Here is a 19,495-nt window from a genome sequence, read left to right as displayed (position 1 = left end):
TCACTTCAGCCTGCTGGAGGCGAGGATCGACACCAGGTGCAGCACCGTCTGGAGCAGGGCGATGCCCGCCAGGACGGCGACACCGAGGCGGGAGAAGAACAGGTCGCCGCGGACCGTGTCCAGGATCGCCAGCACCACGATGAGCAGCGACGCCTCGATGCCGAGGACGAGCCGGTGGAACTTCAGCGCGGCCGCCGCCCTGCGGGCCAGCGCCATGCCCGACGAGCGGGGCTCGGCGGCCGACTCCTGGACCGGCGGCAGGCCGCCCTGGTGGCGGGCCACGCCGACCAGGTCGGTCTCGGCCTTGATCAGGATGGCCCCCAGCGCGGCAAGGGTGCCGAGGAACGCCCACAGCCAGTCGATCCGGCCGCTGCCCCACAGGTCGGCGGCGCGCAGGCCGAAACCGGTCAGCACCGCCGCGTCGCACAGGTAGGCGCCGACCCGGTCCAGGTACACCCCGCCCAGCGAGAACTGCTTCTTCCAGCGGGCCACCTCGCCGTCGACGCAGTCGAGCAGCAGGTAGAGCTGGACCATGAGCGCGCCGAGGAGCGCCCCGGGGATGCCCGGGATCAGCAGCGCCGGGGCGGCGAGGACGCCCGCGAGCGTCATCACGTACGTCAGCTGGTTCGGGGTGACCCGCGTGGTGACCAGGAGCCGGGTGATGCGCAGGGAGATCTCGCGCATGTAGAGGCGGCCGCCCCAGTGCTCCCCGCTGCGGCGGTCCTTCACTCCGGCCGGGTGGACGACCGGGCGGAGTTCAGCTACGGATGGTCTTGGCATAGTCGGCGTACGCGTCCCTGATCTGGTCGGTGGACAGGTCGAGGTGCTCGAGGATGGTGAACCGCCCGGGGCGGGTCTGCGGCGCGTACTCCACGGCCCGGACGAACTCGTCCGGGGAGAAGCCGATCTCCTCGGGCAGCACGGGCAGGCCGTGCCGGCGGAGCACCTCGGCGAAGAGCCCGGACTGCTCGTGAGCACCGCGCAGGTGCATCGCGAAGGCGGCGCCGAGCCCGACCTGCTCGCCGTGGAGCGCCGAGCGCGCCGGGTGGAGCAGGTCGAAGGCGTGGGAGATCTCGTGGCAGGCGCCGGACGCGGGCCGGGTGTCACCGCTGATCGACATGGCGATTCCGGTGAGGACCAGCGCCTCGGCCAGCACGATGAGGAACTCGTCGTCGGCGACGGTGCCCGGGTGGCGCAGCACCGACTCCCCCGCCGTACGGGCCATGGCGGCGGCGAGGCCGTCGACCTGCTCGCCGGTGTGCCGGTGCGACAGCTCCCAGTCGGCGATCGACGAGATGTTGGAGATCGCGTCCCCGATGCCGGAGCGGACGAACCGGGAGGGCGCCTCGCGGATCACGTCGAGGTCGATGACCATGGCGATCGGCGAGGGGACCCCGTAGGAGCCGCGTCCGTTGTCGTTGTCGAGCGTGGAGACCGGCGAGCAGATGCCGTCGTGCGAGAGGTTCGTCGCCACGGACACCATGGGCACGCCGACGCGCGCGGCGGCGTACTTCGCCACGTCGATGATCTTGCCGCCGCCGAGGCCGACCACGGCGTCGTACCGCCTGCCCTTGATGGCGTCGGCGAGGCGCACGGCGGAGTCGATGCTGCCGTCCTCGACCGGGTACCAGTCGGCGTCGGGCAGGACCGGCGCGAGCTTCTCGCGCAGGGTCTGGCCCGAGCCGTTGCTGATCGCCACGGCGAGCTTGCCGGAGGCGGAGATCCGCTGGTCGGCGAGGAGGCCGGCCAGGTCGTCCATCGCCCCGCAGCTGATGTCGACGACGACCGGCGAGGGGATGAGCCGGGTCAGTACAGGCACGCGATCTCACGGCCCTTCGCGAGGTCGTCGTGGTTGTCGATCTCCACCCACCTGACGTCGCCGATGGGTGCCACGTCGATCCGGAAGCCGCGGTTCACCAGCTCCTGGTAGCCGTCCTCGTAGTAGAGGTCCGGGTCGCGCTCGAAGGTGGCCTTCAGGGCGTCGGCGAGGTCGGCCGCGGCCTCGGGCTCGATGAGCGTGACGCCGATGTACTCGCCGGTGGCGGTGGCCGGGTCCATCAGCTTGGTGATGCGGCGCACGCCCTGGCCGTCGGCGGTGATGACCTTCATCTCCTCGTCGGCGAGGTGCTTCACCGTGTCGAGGGCGAGGATGATGCGGCGGCCCTCACCGCGGGCGGCGAGCAGGGTCTCCTCGACGGAGACCGGGTGCACGGTGTCGCCGTTGGCGAGGATGACGCCCTCCTTCAGGACGTCACGCGCGCACCACAGGGAGTAGGCGTTGTTCCACTCCTCGGCCTTGTCGTTGTCGATCAGGGTGAGCTTCAGGCCGTACGTGGCCTCCAGCTCCTCCTTGCGGGCGTAGACCGCTTCCTTGCGGTAGCCCACGACGATCGCGGCCTCGGTCAGGCCGACGGCGGCGAAGTTGGCGAGGGTGAGGTCCAGCACGGTCTTCTCACCGGTACCGGCGGGGTCGACCGGCACGAGGGCCTTCGGGAGCGTGTCGGTGTAGGGGCGCAGACGCCGTCCGGCACCGGCTGCCAGTACGAGGCCGATCATGCGGGTTCTCCTTCGTCGTGTACGGCGGGTGCTCCGGAGGACACCCAGAAGCGGATGGACTCCACGAGCACCACCAGCGCGACGGCCACGGCGAGGACGGTGAGCGCGAGCGTGAAGCCGCTCCCGGTCGCCAGGACCGTGGCGAGGACCGCCACCACCAGCGTGCGGCCCTCGTGGCCGCCGATCGTCCGCACCAGCCACGCGGGCGGCGCGCCGGTGCCGCCGCGGATGCGGTAGACCGTGTCGTAGTGATGGTAGGCGACGGCCGCGACCAGGCCGAATGCGGCGGGAAGCGCCTGCGGGGCCTCCGCGCGGGCGGCCAGGACCAGGATCGTGAGGTACTCCGCGGCGCGGAGGACGGGCGGGACGAGCCAGTCCAGCGCGCCCTTCAGCGGGCGGGCGACGGCCACGCCGGACGTCACGGCGTAGGCGAGGGCGGCGAGCGCCGGCCAGGGGCCGTCGAGGGGGGCGAGCGCCGCGGTGGCGACCACGGCGGCGGCGCCCACGAGGGCGGTGACGGGCGCCAGGGTCCGGGGCGCGGAGCGGAACGCCCCGGCGACGGCCTGGGCGAGCGGGCCGGAGTCGGCGAGGTCGGCCAGGGCGCGGGCGGCCCGGTCGGTGCGGCGGGCCTTGCGGGTGAGCGACCGCAGGAGGCGGCCGGCGGTGGTGTAGCAGGCGGCGAAGGCGCAGCCGATCAGCAGGGCCCAGAAGACGACGCGGGGGGTGGTGACCGCCGTGAGGACGGCGATCATGGCCCAGCGTTCGCCGATGGGCAGGACTATCATCCGGCGCGCCCAGACCGTCCAGCCCTTGGCGTCGAGCTTGTCGGAGAGCGCGGCGGTGGGGCTGGTGTTGGCGGTGGCGTCGTGGTTGGCCTCGTTGAAGGAGAAGTCCACGACATGGCGGCAGGTCTGGAGGACCATCGCGCCCAGGGCCAGGGCCCAGACGTCGTCCCCGCCGCGGGCGGCGCCGAGCGCGAGGCCCGCGTAGTAGGCGTACTCCTTGGCCCGGTCGAAGGTCGCGTCGAGCCAGGCGCCCATCGTCGAGTACTGGAGCGAGTAGCGGGCGAGCTGGCCGTCGGTGCAGTCCAGGACGAAGGAGAAGAGGAGCAGCACTCCGGCGGCGACGTACCCGCCGCGCGTCCCGGTGGCCGCGCAGCCGGCCGCGACGAGCGCGGTGACCAGCGAGGCGGTGGTGACCTGGTTGGGCGTGAGGCCCCGGCGGGCGCACCAGCGGGCGAGGTAGCGGGAGTAGGGGCTGATGAAGAAGGTGGTGAAGAACCCGTCGCGGGCCTTCACGGCGGAGCGGAGCCGTACGGCCTCGTCGTCGACGGCCTCGACGGCGTCGCGGGTCTCCTTGCGGCTCTGCGGGTCGGCGGGCACGGCGGCGACCAGCGACCCGAGGTCGGGCCGGTGGACGGCGACCCCGTCGGCGCCGAGGGCGTCCGCGAGCAGGTCGGGCAGGGTGGCCGGCCCGGCACCGGCGCCCGGGGCGGGCGCGGTGGCGGGCGCTCCGGCCGTGGTGGTCGCGGGCGCGGTGGCCGGCGCTCCGGCCGCGGTCGTCGCGGGCCCGGTGGCCGGCGCTCCGGCCGTGGTGGTCGCGGGCCCGGTGGCCGGCGCTCCGGCCGTGGTGGTGGCGGGGGCCGTGACGCTCCGTTCCGTGACCGGCGTCACGGCCGTGAGCGCGCGGGTGAGCGCGGCGCGGGCCTCCGGCTGGGCGGTGAGCGCGCCGGGGGCGGCGGCGGCCGGGAAGCGGGGGTCCGTCAGGGCGAGGCGCAGTGCGTGGACGTGGCCCACGAAGCGCGGGTCGACGACCGCGACCCGCTCGGCGGCCGGGACGGCGGCGAGCAGCGCGGCGGTCTCCCGCGCGTCGGCGGCGGTCCGGACGTCGAAGCCCAGCGACCGCAGATCGCCCTCGAGCGGCGATCCGGGTACCGGCGGACCGGTGAGGATGGCGGTCGACAGACGAACTCACTCCTTGGGCCTGAACGGGGCTGGTGCGCGGCGGCTCGGCCCGGTCGCGGGCGGCGGCACGTCGGCAGAGGCTATCGGATGAACGGAAGCCGGACTTCACCGAGGTTTCCCGGCCTCCGGCGGCCGTCCGCCCGTACGCGATCATCATCCTCGATCGGTGGCTCGCCCCACAAACCGCGGCCGGGACGGCCCGCGGAGGAACCGTCCGCCGACCGTCCCCGGCGACCTCCCGGGCGCATCGCCCACGGCCCTGACCAGGAGGCATAACCGCAGGTCAGGGCAGATGACAACCGTGTTCAATGCCAGCTTGCGGATACCCCCCACCCGTAGTTCACTGGCCGGTGTCGTCGATCAACGGGAGGCGCTTTCCATGGGGGCTGGGCACGACCACGGGCACGGGCACGCGCACGGCGGTCCGCCGCCGACCGGCACCGCCGCCGCCGCGTACCGGGGGCGGTTGCGGATCGCGCTCGCGATCACGGTGGCGGTCATGGTGGCCGAGATCGTGGGCGGTGTGGTCGCCGACTCGCTCGCCCTGATCGCCGACGCCGCCCACATGGCGACCGACGCCGTGGGCCTCGCCATGGCGCTGCTGGCGATCCACTTCGCCGGGCGCCCCGCCGACCAGCGGCGCACCTACGGCTTCGCGCGGGCGGAGATACTGGCGGCGCTCGCCAACTGCCTGCTGCTGCTCGGGGTGGGCGGCTTCCTGCTGTTCGAGGCGGTGCAGCGGTTCATCACGCCGGCCGAGACCAAGGGCGGGGTGGCGATCGCGTTCGCCCTGTTCGGCCTGGTCGCCAACATGGTCTCGCTGTCCCTGCTGGTACGGGGGCAGAAGGAGAGCCTGAACGTGCGGGGCGCCTATCTGGAGGTGCTGGCGGACGCGCTCGGCTCGGTGACGGTGCTGATCTCGGCCGGGATCATCCTGGCCACCGGCTGGCAGGCGGCCGACCCGATCGCCTCGCTGGTCATCGGCCTGATGATCGTCCCGCGCACCCTGAAGCTGCTGCGCGAGACGCTGGACGTGCTGCTGGAGTCCGCCCCGAAGGGCGTGGACATGGCCGAGGTACGGGCGCACATAGTGGCCCTTCCCGGGGTGCTGGACGTGCACGACCTGCACGCCTGGACGATCACCTCCGGGATGCCGGTGCTGTCGGCGCACGTGGTGGTGCACCAGGAGGCGCTGGACTCGGTGGGGCACGAGAAGCTGCTGCACGAGCTGCAGGGATGCCTGGGCGACCACTTCGACGTCGAGCACTGCACGTTCCAGCTGGAGCCGAGGGGTCACGCGGAGCACGAGGCACGGCTCTGTCACTGACCGCCGTGAGGCTGCAAGGGGTTCCCATGTTGTCCGGCCACACCACGCACGACGCCTTCTTCGCCCTGCGCCACGGTCTGCCGCGGCAGGGCCCCGGCTCCGACGCCACCACGCGCCGGCTCCTCTCGGAGATCGCGATGCGCCGGGAGCACGGCGCGGAGTACGGGTACGCCGGGTTCGTGCTGCGCCCGGCCGATCCCCGCTGGCGCACCCGGCCGGAGACGGACGCGGACGTGGCGGCCGTGCGGGCGGTGAACACCGCCGCGTTCGGCACGGGGGCCGAGGCCGCGCTGGTCGACCGGCTGCGCGCGGACCGGTCCGCGTGGCTGCCGGGCCTGTCGTACGTGGCCGAGGCACCGGACGGCACGGTCGCCGCCCACGCGCTGGTCACCCGCTGCCGGGTGGGTGACGCCCCCGCCGCGGCCTTGGCGCCGGTGGCGGTGGCGCCCGGGCACCAGGGGCGGGGCGCCGGGCAGGCGGTGGTGCGGGCGGTGCTGGACGCGGCCCGGCTGCGCGGGGAGCGGCTGGTCCTGGTGCTCGGTCATCCGGAGTACTACCCGAGGTTCGGTTTCACGCCCGCTTCGCGGTACGGGATCAGGGCGCCGTTCGAGGTGCCGGACGACGCCATGATGGCGCTCGACCTGGAGGGTTCCGGGCGTCTGCCGGTGGGCACGATCCACTACCCACCGGCGTTCGGTGTCTGATCCGACATGTCGGGCGGGGACGGTCGTGTGCCGACAAGCAGCTCTTTGTACGGCACACTAAGGCGTGCCCAACGGGCCGAGAACCGAAGCGAAGGATGGTTATGCCGACCACACCAGCCACCGCGGCGAACAGCTCGTCGAACGGGACCGCGCCGTCGATCATGCTCGAACTGGTCGACGAGAACGGCACCACCATCGGCACCGCGGAGAAGCTGGCCGCCCACCAGGCGCCCGGGCAGCTGCACCGGGCGTTCTCGGTGTTCCTCTTCGACGAGGAGGGGCGGCTGCTGCTCCAGCGGCGGGCGCTGGGGAAGTACCACTCCCCCGGCGTCTGGTCGAACACCTGTTGCGGGCATCCGTATCCGGGTGAGGCGCCGTTCGCGGCGGCGGCCCGGCGGGTCCACGAGGAGCTGGGCGTCTCGCCGTCGCTGCTCGCCGAGGCCGGCACGGTCCGCTACAACCACCCGGACCCCGCCTCGGGGCTGGTGGAGCAGGAGTACAACCACCTTTTCGTGGGAATGGTGCAGGCTCCGCTCCGGCCGGACCCGGAGGAGATCGAGGAGACCGCCTTCGTGACGGCGCGTGAGCTGGCCGAGCGGCACGAGGCCGGGCCGTTCTCCGCGTGGTTCATGACGGTGCTGGACGCGGCGCGTCCGGCGATCAAGGAGCTGACAGGGGAGACCGGCGGCTGGTGACGCCCGCCCCGTCCTCCGCGGCCGGTCCCCCGTGCGACGGGGGGCCGGCCGCTGCCGTCGGCAGGGACGGCGGCGGTGGCGCGGGGGCCGCGGACGGCACGGCCGGGGTGACGGGGGCCGCGGACGGCACGGCGGGGGTGACGGGGTCTGCGGGCGGCGCGGCCGGGGTGACGGGGGCGGTGGGCACAGCCGGGGGGAGCGGCCCGGGGCCGGGCGGCGGTACGGCGGACGGGACCCGCGCCGCGGGGGCGCGTCCGCCCGCCCCGGGTCTCATCGGCAGCGCCGCCCAGATGATCTTGCCGCCGCTCGCGGTGTGCTCGACGTCGCACTCCCCGCCCGCCTCGCCGGTGATCTCCCGCACCAGCAGCAGCCCGCGTCCGCCGGTGCGGCCGTAGTCGGTCTCCAGCGCCTTGGGCCGGTACGGGTGGCTGTCCTCCACCGACACCCGGATCCACTCCGCCCCGATGGCCACCTCGACGGCCAGCTCGGGCGACAGCAGGGCCGCGTGCCGCACGGCGTTGGTCACCAGTTCCGAGACGATCAGCAGCAGGCCGTGGACGACATCGTCGTGCGCCGGCACGCATTGACGTTTCAGCAGATCCCGTACGGCACGCCTGGCCTGCGGTACGGAGACGTCGACGGCGGGAGCGGTGAATCGCCATACCCCTTCGTAGGAGGGAGGCCGGACGGGGACGCTCCCGGGGTTCTCCATGGTCCGGTTTCCACCCTCGTGCTCGATTGTCGCCACGCATCGAGTGTTGGCCCCTCATGGCCGGAACAGGGCTACTGACCAGAAGTCAGCGGCTATTCGACGGACGGCGACCGCGGATGTACGACCGGATCGCGGCTTCGACCACTCCTGCCCTTGTCTGATCGGGCGTGCGGGAGCGGCCCGATAGCATCCGGCCCATGGAACAGCCGCAGCTGGAGCACTCCGTCACCGACGGGGTCGCCACCGTCGTGATCAGCAACCCCGCCAAGCGCAACGCCATGACGGCCGGCATGTGGCGCGCGCTGCCCGGGCTGCTCGACCGCCTGGCCGCGGACCGGGACGTACGGGTCCTGGTGCTGACCGGCGCGGGCGGCACCTTCTGCGCCGGGGCCGACATCGCGTCGCTGGGCGAGCCGGGCGACGAGCAGCAGTCCCTCGCGGTACGCGCCGAGGAGGCGCTCGCCGCCTTCCCCAAGCCCTCGCTGGCCGCCGTCCGGGGCTACTGCGTGGGCGGCGGCAGCCAGCTCGCCGCCGCCTGCGACCTGCGGTTCGCCGAGGAGGGCAGCCTCTTCGGCATCACCCCGGCGAAGCTCGGGATCGTCTACCCCGCCTCCTCCACCCGGCGGCTGGTGGCCCTGGTGGGCCCCTCCGCCGCGAAGTACCTGCTGTTCTCGGGCGAGCTGGTCGACACCGGCCGGGCGCTGCGCACCGGGCTGGTGGACGAGGTGCTCCCGCCCGGCGAACTGGACCGCCGGGTGCGGGAGTTCACCGCGGTCCTGGCGTCCCGGTCGCTGCTGACCCAGGCGTCGGCCAAGGAGTTCGCGGCGGGCCGCACCGACCGCGACGCCCACTGGGCGGAGCAGGCGCGCGGCAGCGGCGACACCGCGGAGGGCGTCGCCGCCTTCCTGGCCCGGCGTGCCCCGCGCTTCACGTACACGCTCTGAGCCGCCGGGCGCAGCTCCGGTGCGGTCAGGTGGTGCGGCGCATCTCCTCGCGCCAGAAGGCGACGATCTCGGCCGGGGCCTTGTCCGGGGAGCCCGCGTCGTACGGGGGCTGCGGGTCGTACTCGGTGAGGAGCTGGACGCTCTGGGCGTGCCGGTCGCCGGCGATGCGGCCCACCAGGCTCAGGCCCATGTCGATGCCGGAGGAGACCCCGGCGGCCGTGACGTACTTGCCGTCGGTGACGACCCGCTCCCCGGTCGGTTCGGCCCCGTACTCCTTGAGCAGGTCCAGCGCGAGCCAGTGGCTGGTGGCGCGGCGGCCCCGGAGGAGGCCGGCGGCGGCGAGGATCAGCGAGCCGGTGCACACCGAGGTGGTCCAGGTGCTGGTGGCGTCGGCGGCACGGAGCCAGTCGAGGGTCTCCCGGTCGCGCAGGACCGGCTCCCAGTCGCCGGTGCCCGGGACGACGACGATGTCCGGGTCGGTCACCTCGGTGAGGGGCCGGTCGGCGACCAGGGCGAGGTTGCCCTGATCGTTGCGGACCGGGCCGGCCTCCTTGGCGGTGAACACCGTCTCGGCGCCGGGCAGCCGGCTGATGATCTCGTACGGGCCGGTGGCGTCCAGGGTGGTGAAGCCGGGGTACAGCAGGATGGCGATGCGCATGGGTACCGGTGTCCTCTCGGAGTGCGGGGTGCGGGGTCAGTGGGCGGGGGCGGGGGCGGGGGCGGGGTGCGGCGGGGCGTGGAAGCGGCGCCGGTACTCGGCGGGCGGGGTCCCGAGCGCCTTGACGAAGGCCCGGCGCATCGCCTCGGGGGTGCCGTAGCCCGCCGCGCGGGCGACCTCCTGGACGCCGCCGCCGGCGTCCTCCAGCAGGCGCCGCGCGTGTTCGAGGCGTACGCGGTCGACGTAGCGGCCCGGTGTGGTGCCGGTCTCCGCCCGGAAGGCGCGGGCGAAGTGGCGCGGGGAGAGCCGGGCGCGGGCGGCCAGGGCGTCCACGGACAGGTCGGCGTCCGGGTGCTCGGTGATGAACCGCTGGACCTCGCGCAGGGGTGCGCGCCGGGCGGTCTGGGCGGAGAGCTGGGCGCTGAACTGGGACTGGTTGCCGGGGCGGCGCAGGAAGACCACCAGGTGGCGGGCGACGACGAGCGCCGCGTCCCGCCCGAGGTCCTCCTCGACCAGGGCGAGGGCCAGGTCGATGCCCGCGGTGACGCCCGCCGAGGTGGCGATCCGGCCGTCCCGTACGAAGATCGGGTCCGGGTCCACCTCGACCTCCGGGTGGCCCGCGGCGAGGGTCTCGCAGAACGCCCAGTGGGTGGTGGCGCGCCGGCCGTCCAGCAGGCCGGCCCGGGCCAGGAGCAGCGCGCCCGTGCAGACCGAGACCAGGCGCTCGGCGCGCGGCGCATGGACGCGCAGCCAGTCGACCAGGCGCGGGTCGGGGTCGAGGCTGCCCTCGCCGCCCGGCACCAGCAGGGTGTGGGCCGGTCCGGCCCCGGCGAGGGAGGTGTCGGCGGCCAGGCTCAGCCCGCTCTGGGTGCGCACCGGCCCGCCGTCGAGCGAGGCGGTACGGATCGGATAGGCGTCCGCGGCGATGTGGCAGGCGCCCGCGAACACCTCCACCGGTCCGGTGACGTCCAGGCTCTGCACGCCGTCGAAGAGGACGACGAGGACGGGTCGTTGCGTCATGCCCCTCATCCTTCGGGGCCCGCCGCCATGGCCGCAATGACGAGGATCCCGCCTTTCCTGCCATCCGGTCCGGCCCGGGGGCGGCGGGCCTCACGGCGCCCCGGCCTTCCAGGGCGTACCAACCAGTCGGTAACCTGCGGCGCATGACGACTCTCCCGCCGCGCGCAGGCCGCCGCTGCCACAACGCCGTGAACCCGCTCCACTCGACGGTGTACTTCTCGCCCGACTTCGCCCGGGAGATGGCCGGCCTCGGGGTCACCGACTCCAGCGCCGCGTACTTCGCCGGCCGCGCCGCCGCGATGGGCGCCGTGGGGCCCGGCGTGGTCACCGCGGCGTTCTACAACTTCAACCACGAACTGGTCGCCCGCCATCTGCCGGCCGTCTGGGACACCGCGTCGCCCGCCGCGGTACTCGCCGCCCGGCTGCGCGCCGCCGACACCACGCTGCGCCGGCTGCTCGGCGACGAGGCGGTGGAGTCCGAGACGATGGCGGAGGCCGCCCGGCTCGCCCTGCGCGCCGCCGAGGGCTGCACCCGGCACGCCCGCCCGCTGTACGCCGCCCACGCCGACCTGCCCGTCCCCGAGGCGCCGCACCTGGCGTACTGGCACGCGGCCACCCTGCTGCGCGAGCACCGGGGCGACGCGCACCTGATCGCCCTGCTGGACGCGGGCCTCGACCCGCTGGAGGCGCTCGTGAGCCACACGGCCACCGGGAAGGGCATGGCGCCCCGCTGGATCCTGGCCACCCGCGGCTGGCGGCGCGCCGACTGGGACGCGGCGGCCGAGCGGCTGCGCGGGCGGGGCCTGCTGGACGCGGCCGGCGAGCTGACCGAGGCGGGCACCGGGCTGCGCGCGGCGGTCGAGGACCACACCGACCGCCTGGACGCCGCCCCGTACGAGCACCTCGGCGCGGCGGACGTGGAGCGCCTCACCGACCTGGCCCGCGGCTTCCTGGGCACGGCGGTCGCGGCGGGCGCCTTCCCGGCGGACCTGGTGGGCCGGGGCTGAACCACGCCGGGGCGGCACGTTTCGCCGGGGTGACGGCGGCAACCCGCAGGGGGCAACCGACAGCACATGGAGGTGCCCCGTGCGTACCATCGCCGACTTCTTCCGCATGATCGGCTCGGCCGTCGCCACCGTCGTCACCCTGCCGTTCCGGCTCCTGGCCCGGCTCTTCGGCGGGGCGTCGCGGGGCGGAGGCCGGGCGCGCCGCGCCTGACGACGGGGCAGACGGACACGCCGCACGGTGACCCGGCAGAATGCAGGCTCAAGCTGACAGGCACGAGAAGGCGAGTCGGGACACCGTGACGACGTCCATCGAAGGCAGGATCGCCGAGGAGCTCGGCGTACGCGAGCGACAGGTGAGGGCGGCCGTCGAGCTGCTCGACGGCGGGTCGACCGTGCCGTTCATCGCGCGCTACCGCAAGGAAGCGACCGAGATGCTCGACGACGCGCAGCTGCGCACGCTCGAGGAGCGGTTGCGGTACCTGCGGGAGCTGGAGGACCGGCGGGCCGCCGTCCTCGCGTCCGTACGCGAACAGGGCAGGCTCACCGAGGACGTCGAGGCCCGCATCCTCGCCGCCGACACCAAGGCGCGGCTGGAGGACGTCTACCTGCCGTTCAAGCCGAAGCGGCGCACCAAGGCGCAGATCGCCCGCGAGGCCGGGCTGGAGCCGCTCGCGGACGGGCTCCTCGGCGACCCGTCCGTGGAGCCGCTCGCCGCCGCCGCCGCGTTCGTCGACGCGGACAAGGGCGTCGCGGACCCGGCGGCGGCTCTGGAGGGCGCGCGCGCCATCCTCACCGAGCGGTTCTCCGAGGACGCCGACCTGATCGGCGAGCTGCGTGAGCGGATGTGGACCCGCGGGCGGCTGGCGGCGAAGGTCCGGGACGGCAAGGAGGAGGCGGGGGCGAAGTTCGCCGACTACTTCGACTTCGCCGAGCCCTTCACCGAGCTGCCCTCGCACCGGGTGCTCGCGATGCTGCGCGGCGAGAAGGAGGAGGTCCTCGACCTGGTCCTGGAGCCGGAGGAGCCCGTCGAGGGCCCGTCGTCGTACGAGGGGATCGTCGCCTCCCGCTTCGGGATCGCGCAGCGGGGCCGGCCGGGCGACGCCTGGCTCGGCGAGACGGTCCGCTGGGCCTGGCGCACCCGCATCCTGGTCCACCTCGGCATCGACCTGCGGCTGCGGCTGCGGACGGCGGCCGAGGACGAGGCGGTACGGGTCTTCGCCGCCAACCTGCGCGACCTGCTGCTCGCGGCACCGGCCGGGACGCGCGCGACGCTCGGGCTCGACCCCGGTTTCCGTACCGGCGTGAAGGTCGCCGTCGTGGACGCGACCGGCAAGGTCGTCGCCACGGACACGATCTACCCGCACGTCCCGGCCAACAAGTGGGACCAGTCGCTGGCGACGCTGGCCCGGCTGGCGAAGGAGCACGCGGTCGAGCTGGTCGCCATCGGCAACGGCACCGCCTCGCGGGAGACCGACAAGCTGGCCGCCGACCTGATCGCCCGCCACCCGGAGCTGAAGCTCACCAAGGTCATGGTGTCCGAGGCGGGTGCCTCGGTGTACTCGGCCTCCGCCTTCGCCTCGCAGGAGCTGCCGGAGCTGGACGTCTCGCTGCGCGGCGCCGTGTCGATCGCGCGCCGCCTCCAGGACCCGCTGGCCGAGCTGGTCAAGATCGACCCCAAGTCGATCGGCGTCGGCCAGTACCAGCACGACCTGTCCGAGGTGAAGCTGTCCCGGTCGCTGGACGCCGTCGTCGAGGACTGTGTGAACGGCGTCGGGGTCGACGTCAACACCGCCTCGGCGCCGCTGCTTTCGCGGGTGTCCGGCATCGGGGCGGGCCTCGCCGAGAACATCGTCGCCCACCGCGACGCCAACGGCCCCTTCCGGTCGCGGCGGGCGCTCAAGGACGTGGCGCGGCTGGGCCCGAAGGCGTACGAGCAGTGCGCGGGCTTCCTGCGGATCCGGGGCGGTGACGACCCGCTGGACGGGTCCAGCGTGCACCCCGAGGCGTACCCGGTGGTGCGGCGGATGGTGAAGACGACGGGCGCCGAGGTCGCCTCCCTGATCGGCAACACCTCGGTGCTGCGGTCGCTGCGGGCGGACGACTTCGTGGACGAGACCTTCGGCCTGCCGACCGTCACCGACATCCTGCGCGAGCTGGAGAAGCCGGGGCGCGACCCGCGGCCGGCCTTCCGGACGGCCACCTTCAAGGAGGGCGTCGAGAAGATCGGCGACCTGGAGCCGGGCATGGTGCTGGAGGGCGTCGTCACCAATGTGGCCGCCTTCGGTGCCTTCGTGGACATCGGTGTGCACCAGGACGGGCTGGTCCATGTGTCGGCGATGTCGCGGACCTTCGTCAAGGACCCGCGCGAGGTGGCCAAGCCGGGTGACGTGGTGAAGGTGAAGGTGCTGGACGTCGACATCCCGCGCAAGCGGATCTCGCTGACCCTGCGCCTGGACGACGAGCCCGGCGGCTCGGGCTCCTCCGACGCGCCCCGGCGCGAGCGGGGCGGCCGCCCGCCGCAGCAGCGCCAGGGCGGCAGCGGTGGCGGTGACCGGCGCGGTGGCGGCGGTCGCGGCGACCGGCGCGCCGGGAACGGCGGCGGTGGTGCCAGCGGTGCGCGGGGCGGCGGGAACGGCGGCGGTGCGCGGGGCGGCGCGGGTGGCCGTCAGGCCCCGGCGCCCGCCAACAGCGCGATGGCCGACGCCCTCCGCAAGGCGGGCCTGCTGGGCGGCGGCGACGGCGCCAAGGGCCGCCGCTGAGGCGAGGCGGTCGGCCCGGTCCCGGGGGTGTGGACGTGGCCCCCGGGGCCGGGCGGCGGGCGCCGGTGGGCGGCTCGTGCCGCCGGGCGGCGGGCTTCGCGTTGTGTCGGGCCACCGACCCCGGCTCGGCCGTTACGCGTCCGGGGGCGTGTCCGGGCGGCGGGCGCCGGTGGTCGGCCCGTGCCGCCGGGCGCCGGGCCTGGCGTTGTGTCGGGCCACCGATACCGGCCCGGCCGTCACGCGTCCGGGGGCGCCGGGAGGAAGCGCAGGGCCCACTCCGCGCGGACCGCGACGGCGGCGTCCGGGTCGCGGGTGAGCGGGACCAGCAGCGCGCGGGCCGTGACCGGGTCGGTGAGCGCCACGTCGACGATCTCCGTGGCCAGGCCGTCCTGGTCGGCCTCCCCCATGTCCACGGCGGAGGCGCGCAGCAGCACGGGCAGCACCGGGGCGCCGCCGAGCTGCCCGAGGACCCCGCCCAGTACCTCACGGGCGTAGGGGTTGCGGTCGCGGACGGCGCGGTCGAGTTCCGCCTCCAGCAGCGGCAGCGGCCCCCGGTCGCCGGACGCGGCGATCTCGTCGGCCAGCCGGATGGTGGCGTCCACGTCCGAGTCGGGGTCGTCCAGCAGGGCGACCAGCCGGCGGACGGCGTTCTCGGCCGTCACAGCTCGGTCACCTTGCCGTCGGCCACCTCGATGCGGCGGGTGGTGCGGACCGCGTCGAGCATCCGCCGGTCGTGGGTGACGAGGAGCAGCGTGCCGGAGTACGTGTCGAGGGCCGACTCCAGCTGTTCGATGGCCGGCAGGTCGAGGTGGTTGGTCGGCTCGTCCAGCACCAGCAGGTTCACGCCCCGGCCCTGGAGCAGGGCGAGGGCGGCCCGGGTGCGCTCGCCGGGCGAGAGGGAGGTCGCCGAGCGGGTGACGTGGTGGGCCTTGAGCCCGAACTTGGCCAGCAGGGTGCGTACGTCGGCCTGTTCGGTGTCGGGCACCGCCGTGCAGAACGCCTCGAGCAGCGTCTCCTCGCCGTGGAAGAGGCGGCGCGCCTGGTCGACCTCGCCGACGACGACGCCGGGGCCGAGGGCGGCGTGGCCGGCGTCGAGCGGGAGGCGGCCGAGGAGCGCGGCGAGCAGGGTGGACTTGCCGGCGCCGTTGGCCCCGGTGATGGCCATCCGGTCGGCCCAGTCGACCTGGAGCGAGACGGGGCCGAGGCGGAAGCCGCCGCGGGCGGCCTCGGCGTCGCGCAGGGTGGCGACGACCGCGCCGGAGCGCGGCGCGGCGGCGATCTCCATGCGCAGCTCCCACTCCTTGCGGGGCTCCTCGACCGTGTCGAGCCGCTCGATCATGCGCTGGGTCTGGCGGGCCTTGGCCGCCTGCTTCTCGCTCGCCTCGCTGCGGAACTTGCGGCCGAGCTTGTCGTTGTCGGCGCCCGCCTTGCGCCGGGCGTTCTTGACGCCCTTGTCCATCCAGGAGCGCTGCATCTGGGCGCGGCCCTCCAGCGCGGCCTTCTTGTCGGCGTACTCCTCGTAGTCCTCGCGGGCGTGCCGGCGGGCGGTCTCCCGCTCCTCCAGGTACGCCTCGTAGCCGCCTCCGTAGAGCCGGATCTGCTGCTGGGCCAGGTCCAGTTCCAGGACCTTGGTGACGGTACGGGCGAGGAACTCGCGGTCGTGGCTGATGACGACCGTCCCGGCGCGCAGGCCCTGGACGAATCCTTCCAGCCGTTCGAGGCCGTCGAGGTCGAGGTCGTTGGTCGGCTCGTCGAGCAGGAAGACGTCGTAGCGGGACAGGAGGAGCGAGGCGAGGCCGGCGCGGGCTGCCTGGCCGCCGGAGAGGGATGTCATGGGCCGGTCGAGGCCGACGGTCAGGCCGAGCGTGCCGGCGACCTCCTCGGCGCGCTCGTCGAGGTCGGCGCCGCCGAGGTTCAGCCAGCGCTCCAGGGCGGTGGCGTAGGCGTCGTCGGCGCCGGGGGTGCCGTCGACGAGGCCCTGGGTGGCGGTGTCCATGGCGGCCTGGGCGGCGGCGACGCCGGTACGGCGGGCCAGGAAGTCCCGTACGGTCTCCCCCGCGCGCCGCTCCGGCTCCTGCGGCAGGTGGCCGACGGTCGCGGCCGGCGGGGACAGGCGCAGCTCCCCGTGCTCGGGCCGGTCGAGCCCGGCGAGCAGCCGGAGCAGGGTCGACTTCCCGGCGCCGTTGACGCCGACGAGGCCGATCACGTCGCCGGGGGCGACGACGAGGTCGAGGCCGGAGAAGAGGGTGCGTTCGCCGTGGCCGGCGGCGAGGTCCTTGGCGACGAGGGTTGCTGTCATCAGGGGATCGATTTTAGGGCCTCTCCCCGGACCGGGCCCGATCGGGAGCGCCCGTCCGGAAGCGCGGGCGCGCGCGCCGCGGCCAGGCTACCGTCCCGGCATGGGCGGTGACGTGATCGTGGTGGGCGGCGGGGTCGTGGGGCTGACGACGGCGGTCACGCTGGCCGAGCGGGGGATGCGGGTGCGGGTGTGGAGCCGGGACGCGCCGGGCGCCACCACCTCCGCGGTGGCGGGTGCGCTGTGGTGGCCGTACCGCATCGAACCGGTGGAGCGGGTGGGCGCGTGGGCGCTGGCGTCGCTGGAGGTGTACGAGCGGCTGGCGGCCGACCCGGTGGCGACGGGCGTGCGGAGGGTGGCGGGGGTGCAGGCGGCCACGGAGCTGGGCGCGCTCGGGCCGTGGGCGCGTGAGGTGGCGGCGCTGCGGCAGTTGCCGTCGGGTGATCTGGCGGCCGTGCTGCCGCTGGTGGACATGCCGGTGCACCTGGCGTGGCTGGTCGCGCGGCTGGAGGCGGCGGGCGGGTGCGTGGAGCGGCGGGCGGTGGCATCGCTGGATGAGGCTCGGGCTCCGGTGGTGGTGAACTGCACCGGGCTGGGCGCGCGGGACCTCGTACCGGACCCGGCGCTGCGGCCGGTGCGGGGGCAGTTGGTGCTGGTGGACAACCCGGGCGTGGAGGAGTGGTTCGTCGCGCCCGACACCTCGACCGGTTCGGCGACGTACTTCTTCCCGCAGCCCGGGCGGCTGGTGCTGGGCGGGACGGCGGAGGAGGACGACTGGCGCACGGAGCCGGACGCCGGGACGGCCGCCGCGATCGTCGCGCGGTGCGCCCGGCTGCGCCCGGAGATCGGCCGCGCCCGGGTGCTGGGGCACCGGGTGGGCCTGCGGCCGGTGCGTACGGGCGGCGTACGGCTGGTGGCCGAACGGGTGGGGCCGGGCGGGGGGCTCCTGGTGCACAACTACGGCCACGGCGGCGCGGGCGTCACCGTGGCCTGGGGCTGCGCCCGGGAGGTGGCCCGGCTGGTGGCGGGTGCCTGAGACGCGCCCGCCGCCCGCCGAAGGGTCGGCGGGCGGCGGTGCGGCGGTGCGGCGGCGGTCAGGGGGCGGACGCGGGCGGCGGGCCCGGGTCCCTGCGGTCGCGCTCCGCCTCCGTCTCCTCGTCCTGGGCCGGGCCGATCCGGATCTCGAACTCGCCCGCGTACTTCTCGTGGCCCGCGATCACCGCCTCCTCCACGGCCTCCTCGGCCAGTTCGCCGCGCACGATCAGCGGGTCGCGGCGCAGGTCGCGCATCAGCGCCCAGCACATGCCGATCATCACCAGGACGAAGGGCGCGGCGACCAGGATGGTGAGGTGCTGGAGCCCCGCGAGCGCGTCGCCCTTGCCCTCGCCGACGAGCAGCATCACGGCCGCCACGGCGCCGGTGACGACGCCCCAGAAGATCACGACGAACCGGGCGGGCTCGAAGGTGCCCTTCTGGGAGAGGGTGCCCATGACGATCGAGGCGGCGTCGGCGCCGGAGATGAAGAAGATGCCGACCAGGATCATCACCAGGAGGCTCATCACTCCGGCGATGGGGAACTCCTGGAGGACTCCGAACAGCTGCGCCTCGGGGGTGGTGGCGTCGCCAAGGTCGCCCTGCTCCTTCAGCCGCATGGCCGTACCGCCGAAGACGGCGAACCAGATGAGGCTGACGGTGCTGGGCACCAGGATGACGCCGCCGACGAACTGGCGGATCGTGCGGCCGCGGCTGATGCGGGCGATGAACATGCCGACGAAGGGCGTCCAGGAGATCCACCAGGCCCAGTAGAAGACCGTCCAGCTGCTCAGCCAGTCGGCGACGTCACCGCCGCCGGTGGACGCCTCGGTGCGGCCCATCAGCTGCGGCAGCTCGTCGAAGTACGCCGCCAGGGAGGTGGGGATGAGGTCGAGGACCAGGATGGTGGGGCCGACGACGAAGACGAAGACGGCCAGGACGACGGCCAGCACCATGTTGGTGTTGGACAGCCACTGGATGCCCCGCTCCACACCGGAGACCGCGGAGAAGACGAAGCAGACGGTGAGGACGCCGATGATGGCGACCAGCAGCCCGGTGCCCGCCTCGTCCAGCCAGCCGACCTCGTTCATGCCGCTGCCGATCTGCAGCGCGCCGAGGCCCAGCGAGGTGGCGGAGCCGAACAGCGTGGCGAAGATCGCCAGGATGTCGATGATCCGTCCGGGGGTGCCCTCGGCGCGCTTCTTGCCGAGGAGCGGCACGAACACGGCGCTGATGGTCTGCCGCCTGCGGCGCCGGAAGGTGCTGTACGCGATGGCGAGGCCGACCACCGCGTAGATGGCCCAGGGGTGCAGGGTCCAGTGGAAGAGGGTGGTGGCCAGCGCGGTCTGCATGCGGTCCGCCGAGTCGGCGGGGTCGGTGCCCGGCGGCGGGGTGGTGTAGTGGGCGAGCGGTTCGCTGACGCCGTAGAACATCAGGCCGATGCCCATGCCGGCGCTGAACATCATGGCGACCCACGACACCGTGCTGAACTCGGGCTCCTCGTGCTCCTGGCCCAGCTCGATCCGCCCGTACCGGCTGACGGCGAGCCAGAGCGCGAAGACGACGAAGCCCGAGGCGGCCAGGACGAAGGCCCAGCCGCCGTTGTGCATCAGGCCGTTCAGCAGGGTGTCGGAGACGCTCTCCAGCGCTCCGGTGGCCGTGGCGCCCCAGACGACGAAGACCAGGGTGAGGACGGCCGTCACCCCGAAGACCACCCGGTCGGTGACGGGTGCCTTGTCCTCGTGCGGGTGGCGGCCGGGAAGGGCCGCCTTCACCGGCAGGCGCATCCGCTGCCCCGGTTTGCGTTGCTCCTGAGACACA

At 74.3% G+C, this 19,495-nt stretch carries 16 protein-coding genes and 2 pseudogenes; 8 read left to right on the top strand and 10 right to left on the bottom strand.

Translation table 11 applies throughout. The features are described 5' to 3' along the window. Genes ACF08D_RS03885 through ACF08D_RS03870 form a run of 4 tightly spaced genes read right to left on the bottom strand, consistent with a single transcriptional unit; the run spans window position 1 to window position 4,463 of the window. The gene (locus ACF08D_RS03885; protein WP_392220892.1) at window positions 1–780 is read right to left on the bottom strand and encodes a CDP-alcohol phosphatidyltransferase family protein; all 780 of its coding nucleotides are present in this window, start codon (window positions 778–780) and stop codon (window positions 1–3) included. Next, window positions 758–1,819 carry an iron-containing alcohol dehydrogenase family protein gene (locus ACF08D_RS03880; RefSeq protein WP_392220891.1) on the bottom strand — a complete coding sequence of 354 codons (1,062 nt, stop codon included), beginning with the start codon at window positions 1,817–1,819 and terminating at the stop codon, window positions 758–760. The genes ACF08D_RS03885 and ACF08D_RS03880 overlap by 23 nt, the downstream gene beginning before the upstream one ends. Then, window positions 1,807–2,556 (bottom strand): sugar phosphate nucleotidyltransferase, encoded by a 750-nt coding sequence (locus ACF08D_RS03875; RefSeq protein WP_392220890.1) that lies wholly within the window; start codon window positions 2,554–2,556, stop codon window positions 1,807–1,809. Before ACF08D_RS03875 ends, ACF08D_RS03880 begins: the two co-directional genes overlap by 13 nt. Then, window positions 2,553–4,463, bottom strand: a complete 1,911-nt coding sequence (locus ACF08D_RS03870; RefSeq protein WP_392221209.1) for a DUF5941 domain-containing protein — start codon at window positions 4,461–4,463, stop codon at window positions 2,553–2,555. The genes ACF08D_RS03875 and ACF08D_RS03870 overlap by 4 nt, the downstream gene beginning before the upstream one ends. A gap of 436 nt (window positions 4,464–4,899) precedes the next feature. On the opposite strand from ACF08D_RS03870, the gene ACF08D_RS03865 reads away from it, so the two are divergent. The 3 genes and pseudogenes from ACF08D_RS03865 (at window position 4,900) to idi (ending at window position 7,246) form a co-directional block, all read left to right on the top strand. Further along, window positions 4,900–5,847 (top strand): cation diffusion facilitator family transporter, encoded by a 948-nt coding sequence (locus tag ACF08D_RS03865; RefSeq protein ID WP_392220889.1) that lies wholly within the window; start codon window positions 4,900–4,902, stop codon window positions 5,845–5,847. 128 nt (window positions 5,848–5,975) lie between these two features. Beyond that, window positions 5,976–6,551: pseudogene (locus ACF08D_RS03860) on the top strand (GNAT family N-acetyltransferase); the annotation flags it as partial. Window positions 6,552–6,652: 101 nt separating this feature from the next. Continuing rightward, the gene (gene idi, locus ACF08D_RS03855) at window positions 6,653–7,246 is read left to right on the top strand and encodes an isopentenyl-diphosphate Delta-isomerase (RefSeq protein WP_392220888.1); all 594 of its coding nucleotides are present in this window, start codon (window positions 6,653–6,655) and stop codon (window positions 7,244–7,246) included. A gap of 265 nt (window positions 7,247–7,511) precedes the next feature. On the opposite strand, the pseudogene ACF08D_RS03850 reads toward idi, so the two are convergent. Further along, a pseudogene (locus ACF08D_RS03850) lies at window positions 7,512–7,958 on the bottom strand (ATP-binding protein); the annotation flags it as partial. A 197-nt stretch (window positions 7,959–8,155) separates the two neighbouring features. Between ACF08D_RS03850 and ACF08D_RS03845 the strand changes: the two are divergent. Continuing rightward, window positions 8,156–8,902: an enoyl-CoA hydratase/isomerase family protein gene (locus ACF08D_RS03845; RefSeq protein WP_392220887.1), complete on the top strand. Its 747-nt coding sequence runs from the start codon at window positions 8,156–8,158 to the stop codon at window positions 8,900–8,902. Between the two features lie 25 nt (window positions 8,903–8,927). On the opposite strand, the gene ACF08D_RS03840 is transcribed toward ACF08D_RS03845, so the two are convergent. After that, window positions 8,928–9,560, bottom strand: a complete 633-nt coding sequence (locus tag ACF08D_RS03840; protein ID WP_392220886.1) for a DJ-1/PfpI family protein — start codon at window positions 9,558–9,560, stop codon at window positions 8,928–8,930. Window positions 9,561–9,596: 36 nt separating this feature from the next. Continuing rightward, window positions 9,597–10,580, bottom strand: a complete 984-nt coding sequence (locus tag ACF08D_RS03835; protein WP_392220885.1) for a GlxA family transcriptional regulator — start codon at window positions 10,578–10,580, stop codon at window positions 9,597–9,599. Window positions 10,581–10,723: 143 nt separating this feature from the next. Between ACF08D_RS03835 and ACF08D_RS03830 the strand changes: the two genes are divergently transcribed. The 3 genes from ACF08D_RS03830 to ACF08D_RS03820 all read left to right on the top strand — a co-directional run bounded on the left by ACF08D_RS03830 (window position 10,724) and on the right by ACF08D_RS03820 (window position 14,346). After that, the gene (locus ACF08D_RS03830) at window positions 10,724–11,587 is read left to right on the top strand and encodes a hypothetical protein (protein ID WP_392220884.1); all 864 of its coding nucleotides are present in this window, start codon (window positions 10,724–10,726) and stop codon (window positions 11,585–11,587) included. A 79-nt stretch (window positions 11,588–11,666) separates the two neighbouring features. Beyond that, window positions 11,667–11,798 (top strand): LPFR motif small protein, encoded by a 132-nt coding sequence (locus tag ACF08D_RS03825; protein WP_260604312.1) that lies wholly within the window; start codon window positions 11,667–11,669, stop codon window positions 11,796–11,798. An 85-nt stretch (window positions 11,799–11,883) separates the two neighbouring features. Next, complete coding sequence (locus tag ACF08D_RS03820) at window positions 11,884–14,346, top strand: Tex family protein (protein ID WP_392220883.1); 2,463 nt, start codon at window positions 11,884–11,886, stop codon at window positions 14,344–14,346. A gap of 236 nt (window positions 14,347–14,582) precedes the next feature. On the opposite strand, the gene ACF08D_RS03815 is transcribed toward ACF08D_RS03820, so the two are convergent. Continuing rightward, entirely contained in the window at window positions 14,583–15,008 is a 426-nt protein-coding gene (locus ACF08D_RS03815) for a hypothetical protein (RefSeq protein WP_392220882.1), read from the bottom strand. After that, window positions 15,005–16,645 carry an ABC-F family ATP-binding cassette domain-containing protein gene (locus ACF08D_RS03810; protein ID WP_392220881.1) on the bottom strand — a complete coding sequence of 547 codons (1,641 nt, stop codon included), beginning with the start codon at window positions 16,643–16,645 and terminating at the stop codon, window positions 15,005–15,007. Before ACF08D_RS03810 ends, ACF08D_RS03815 begins: the two co-directional genes overlap by 4 nt. A 100-nt stretch (window positions 16,646–16,745) precedes the next feature. Here ACF08D_RS03810 and ACF08D_RS03805 point away from each other — a divergent pair, with 100 nt between their 5' ends. After that, entirely contained in the window at window positions 16,746–17,678 is a 933-nt protein-coding gene (locus ACF08D_RS03805) for an NAD(P)/FAD-dependent oxidoreductase (protein WP_392220880.1), read from the top strand. 58 nt (window positions 17,679–17,736) lie between these two features. Here ACF08D_RS03805 and ACF08D_RS03800 read toward each other — a convergent pair whose 3' ends face one another. After that, a complete protein-coding gene (locus ACF08D_RS03800; protein WP_392221208.1) occupies window positions 17,737–19,461 on the bottom strand; it encodes a BCCT family transporter in 1,725 nt (574 codons plus the stop codon). Between the last annotated feature and the right edge of the window lie 34 nt (window positions 19,462–19,495).

Source organism: Streptomyces sp. NPDC015131 (assembly GCF_043079975.1).
GTDB lineage: Bacteria > Actinomycetota > Actinomycetes > Streptomycetales > Streptomycetaceae > Streptomyces.
Note: the sequence above shows the minus strand (reverse complement) of the source record. Positions and strands in the feature narration are given on the sequence as shown.

What these genes read in the sequence shown, in the direction of transcription:
- ACF08D_RS03885 (WP_392220892.1), bottom strand. Translation starts at nt 780, where the DNA reads ATGCCAAGACCATCCGTAGCTGAACTCCGCCCGGTCGTCCACCCGGCC.
- ACF08D_RS03875 (WP_392220890.1), bottom strand. Translation starts at nt 2,556, where the DNA reads ATGATCGGCCTCGTACTGGCAGCCGGTGCCGGACGGCGTCTGCGCCCC.
- ACF08D_RS03865 (WP_392220889.1), top strand. Translation starts at nt 4,900, where the DNA reads ATGGGGGCTGGGCACGACCACGGGCACGGGCACGCGCACGGCGGTCCG.
- idi (WP_392220888.1), top strand. Translation starts at nt 6,653, where the DNA reads ATGCCGACCACACCAGCCACCGCGGCGAACAGCTCGTCGAACGGGACC.
- ACF08D_RS03845 (WP_392220887.1), top strand. Translation starts at nt 8,156, where the DNA reads ATGGAACAGCCGCAGCTGGAGCACTCCGTCACCGACGGGGTCGCCACC.
- ACF08D_RS03840 (WP_392220886.1), bottom strand. Translation starts at nt 9,560, where the DNA reads ATGCGCATCGCCATCCTGCTGTACCCCGGCTTCACCACCCTGGACGCC.
- ACF08D_RS03835 (WP_392220885.1), bottom strand. Translation starts at nt 10,580, where the DNA reads ATGACGCAACGACCCGTCCTCGTCGTCCTCTTCGACGGCGTGCAGAGC.
- ACF08D_RS03830 (WP_392220884.1), top strand. Translation starts at nt 10,724, where the DNA reads ATGACGACTCTCCCGCCGCGCGCAGGCCGCCGCTGCCACAACGCCGTG.
- ACF08D_RS03810 (WP_392220881.1), bottom strand. Translation starts at nt 16,645, where the DNA reads ATGACAGCAACCCTCGTCGCCAAGGACCTCGCCGCCGGCCACGGCGAA.
- ACF08D_RS03805 (WP_392220880.1), top strand. Translation starts at nt 16,746, where the DNA reads ATGGGCGGTGACGTGATCGTGGTGGGCGGCGGGGTCGTGGGGCTGACG.
- ACF08D_RS03800 (WP_392221208.1), bottom strand. Translation starts at nt 19,461, where the DNA reads ATGCGCCTGCCGGTGAAGGCGGCCCTTCCCGGCCGCCACCCGCACGAG.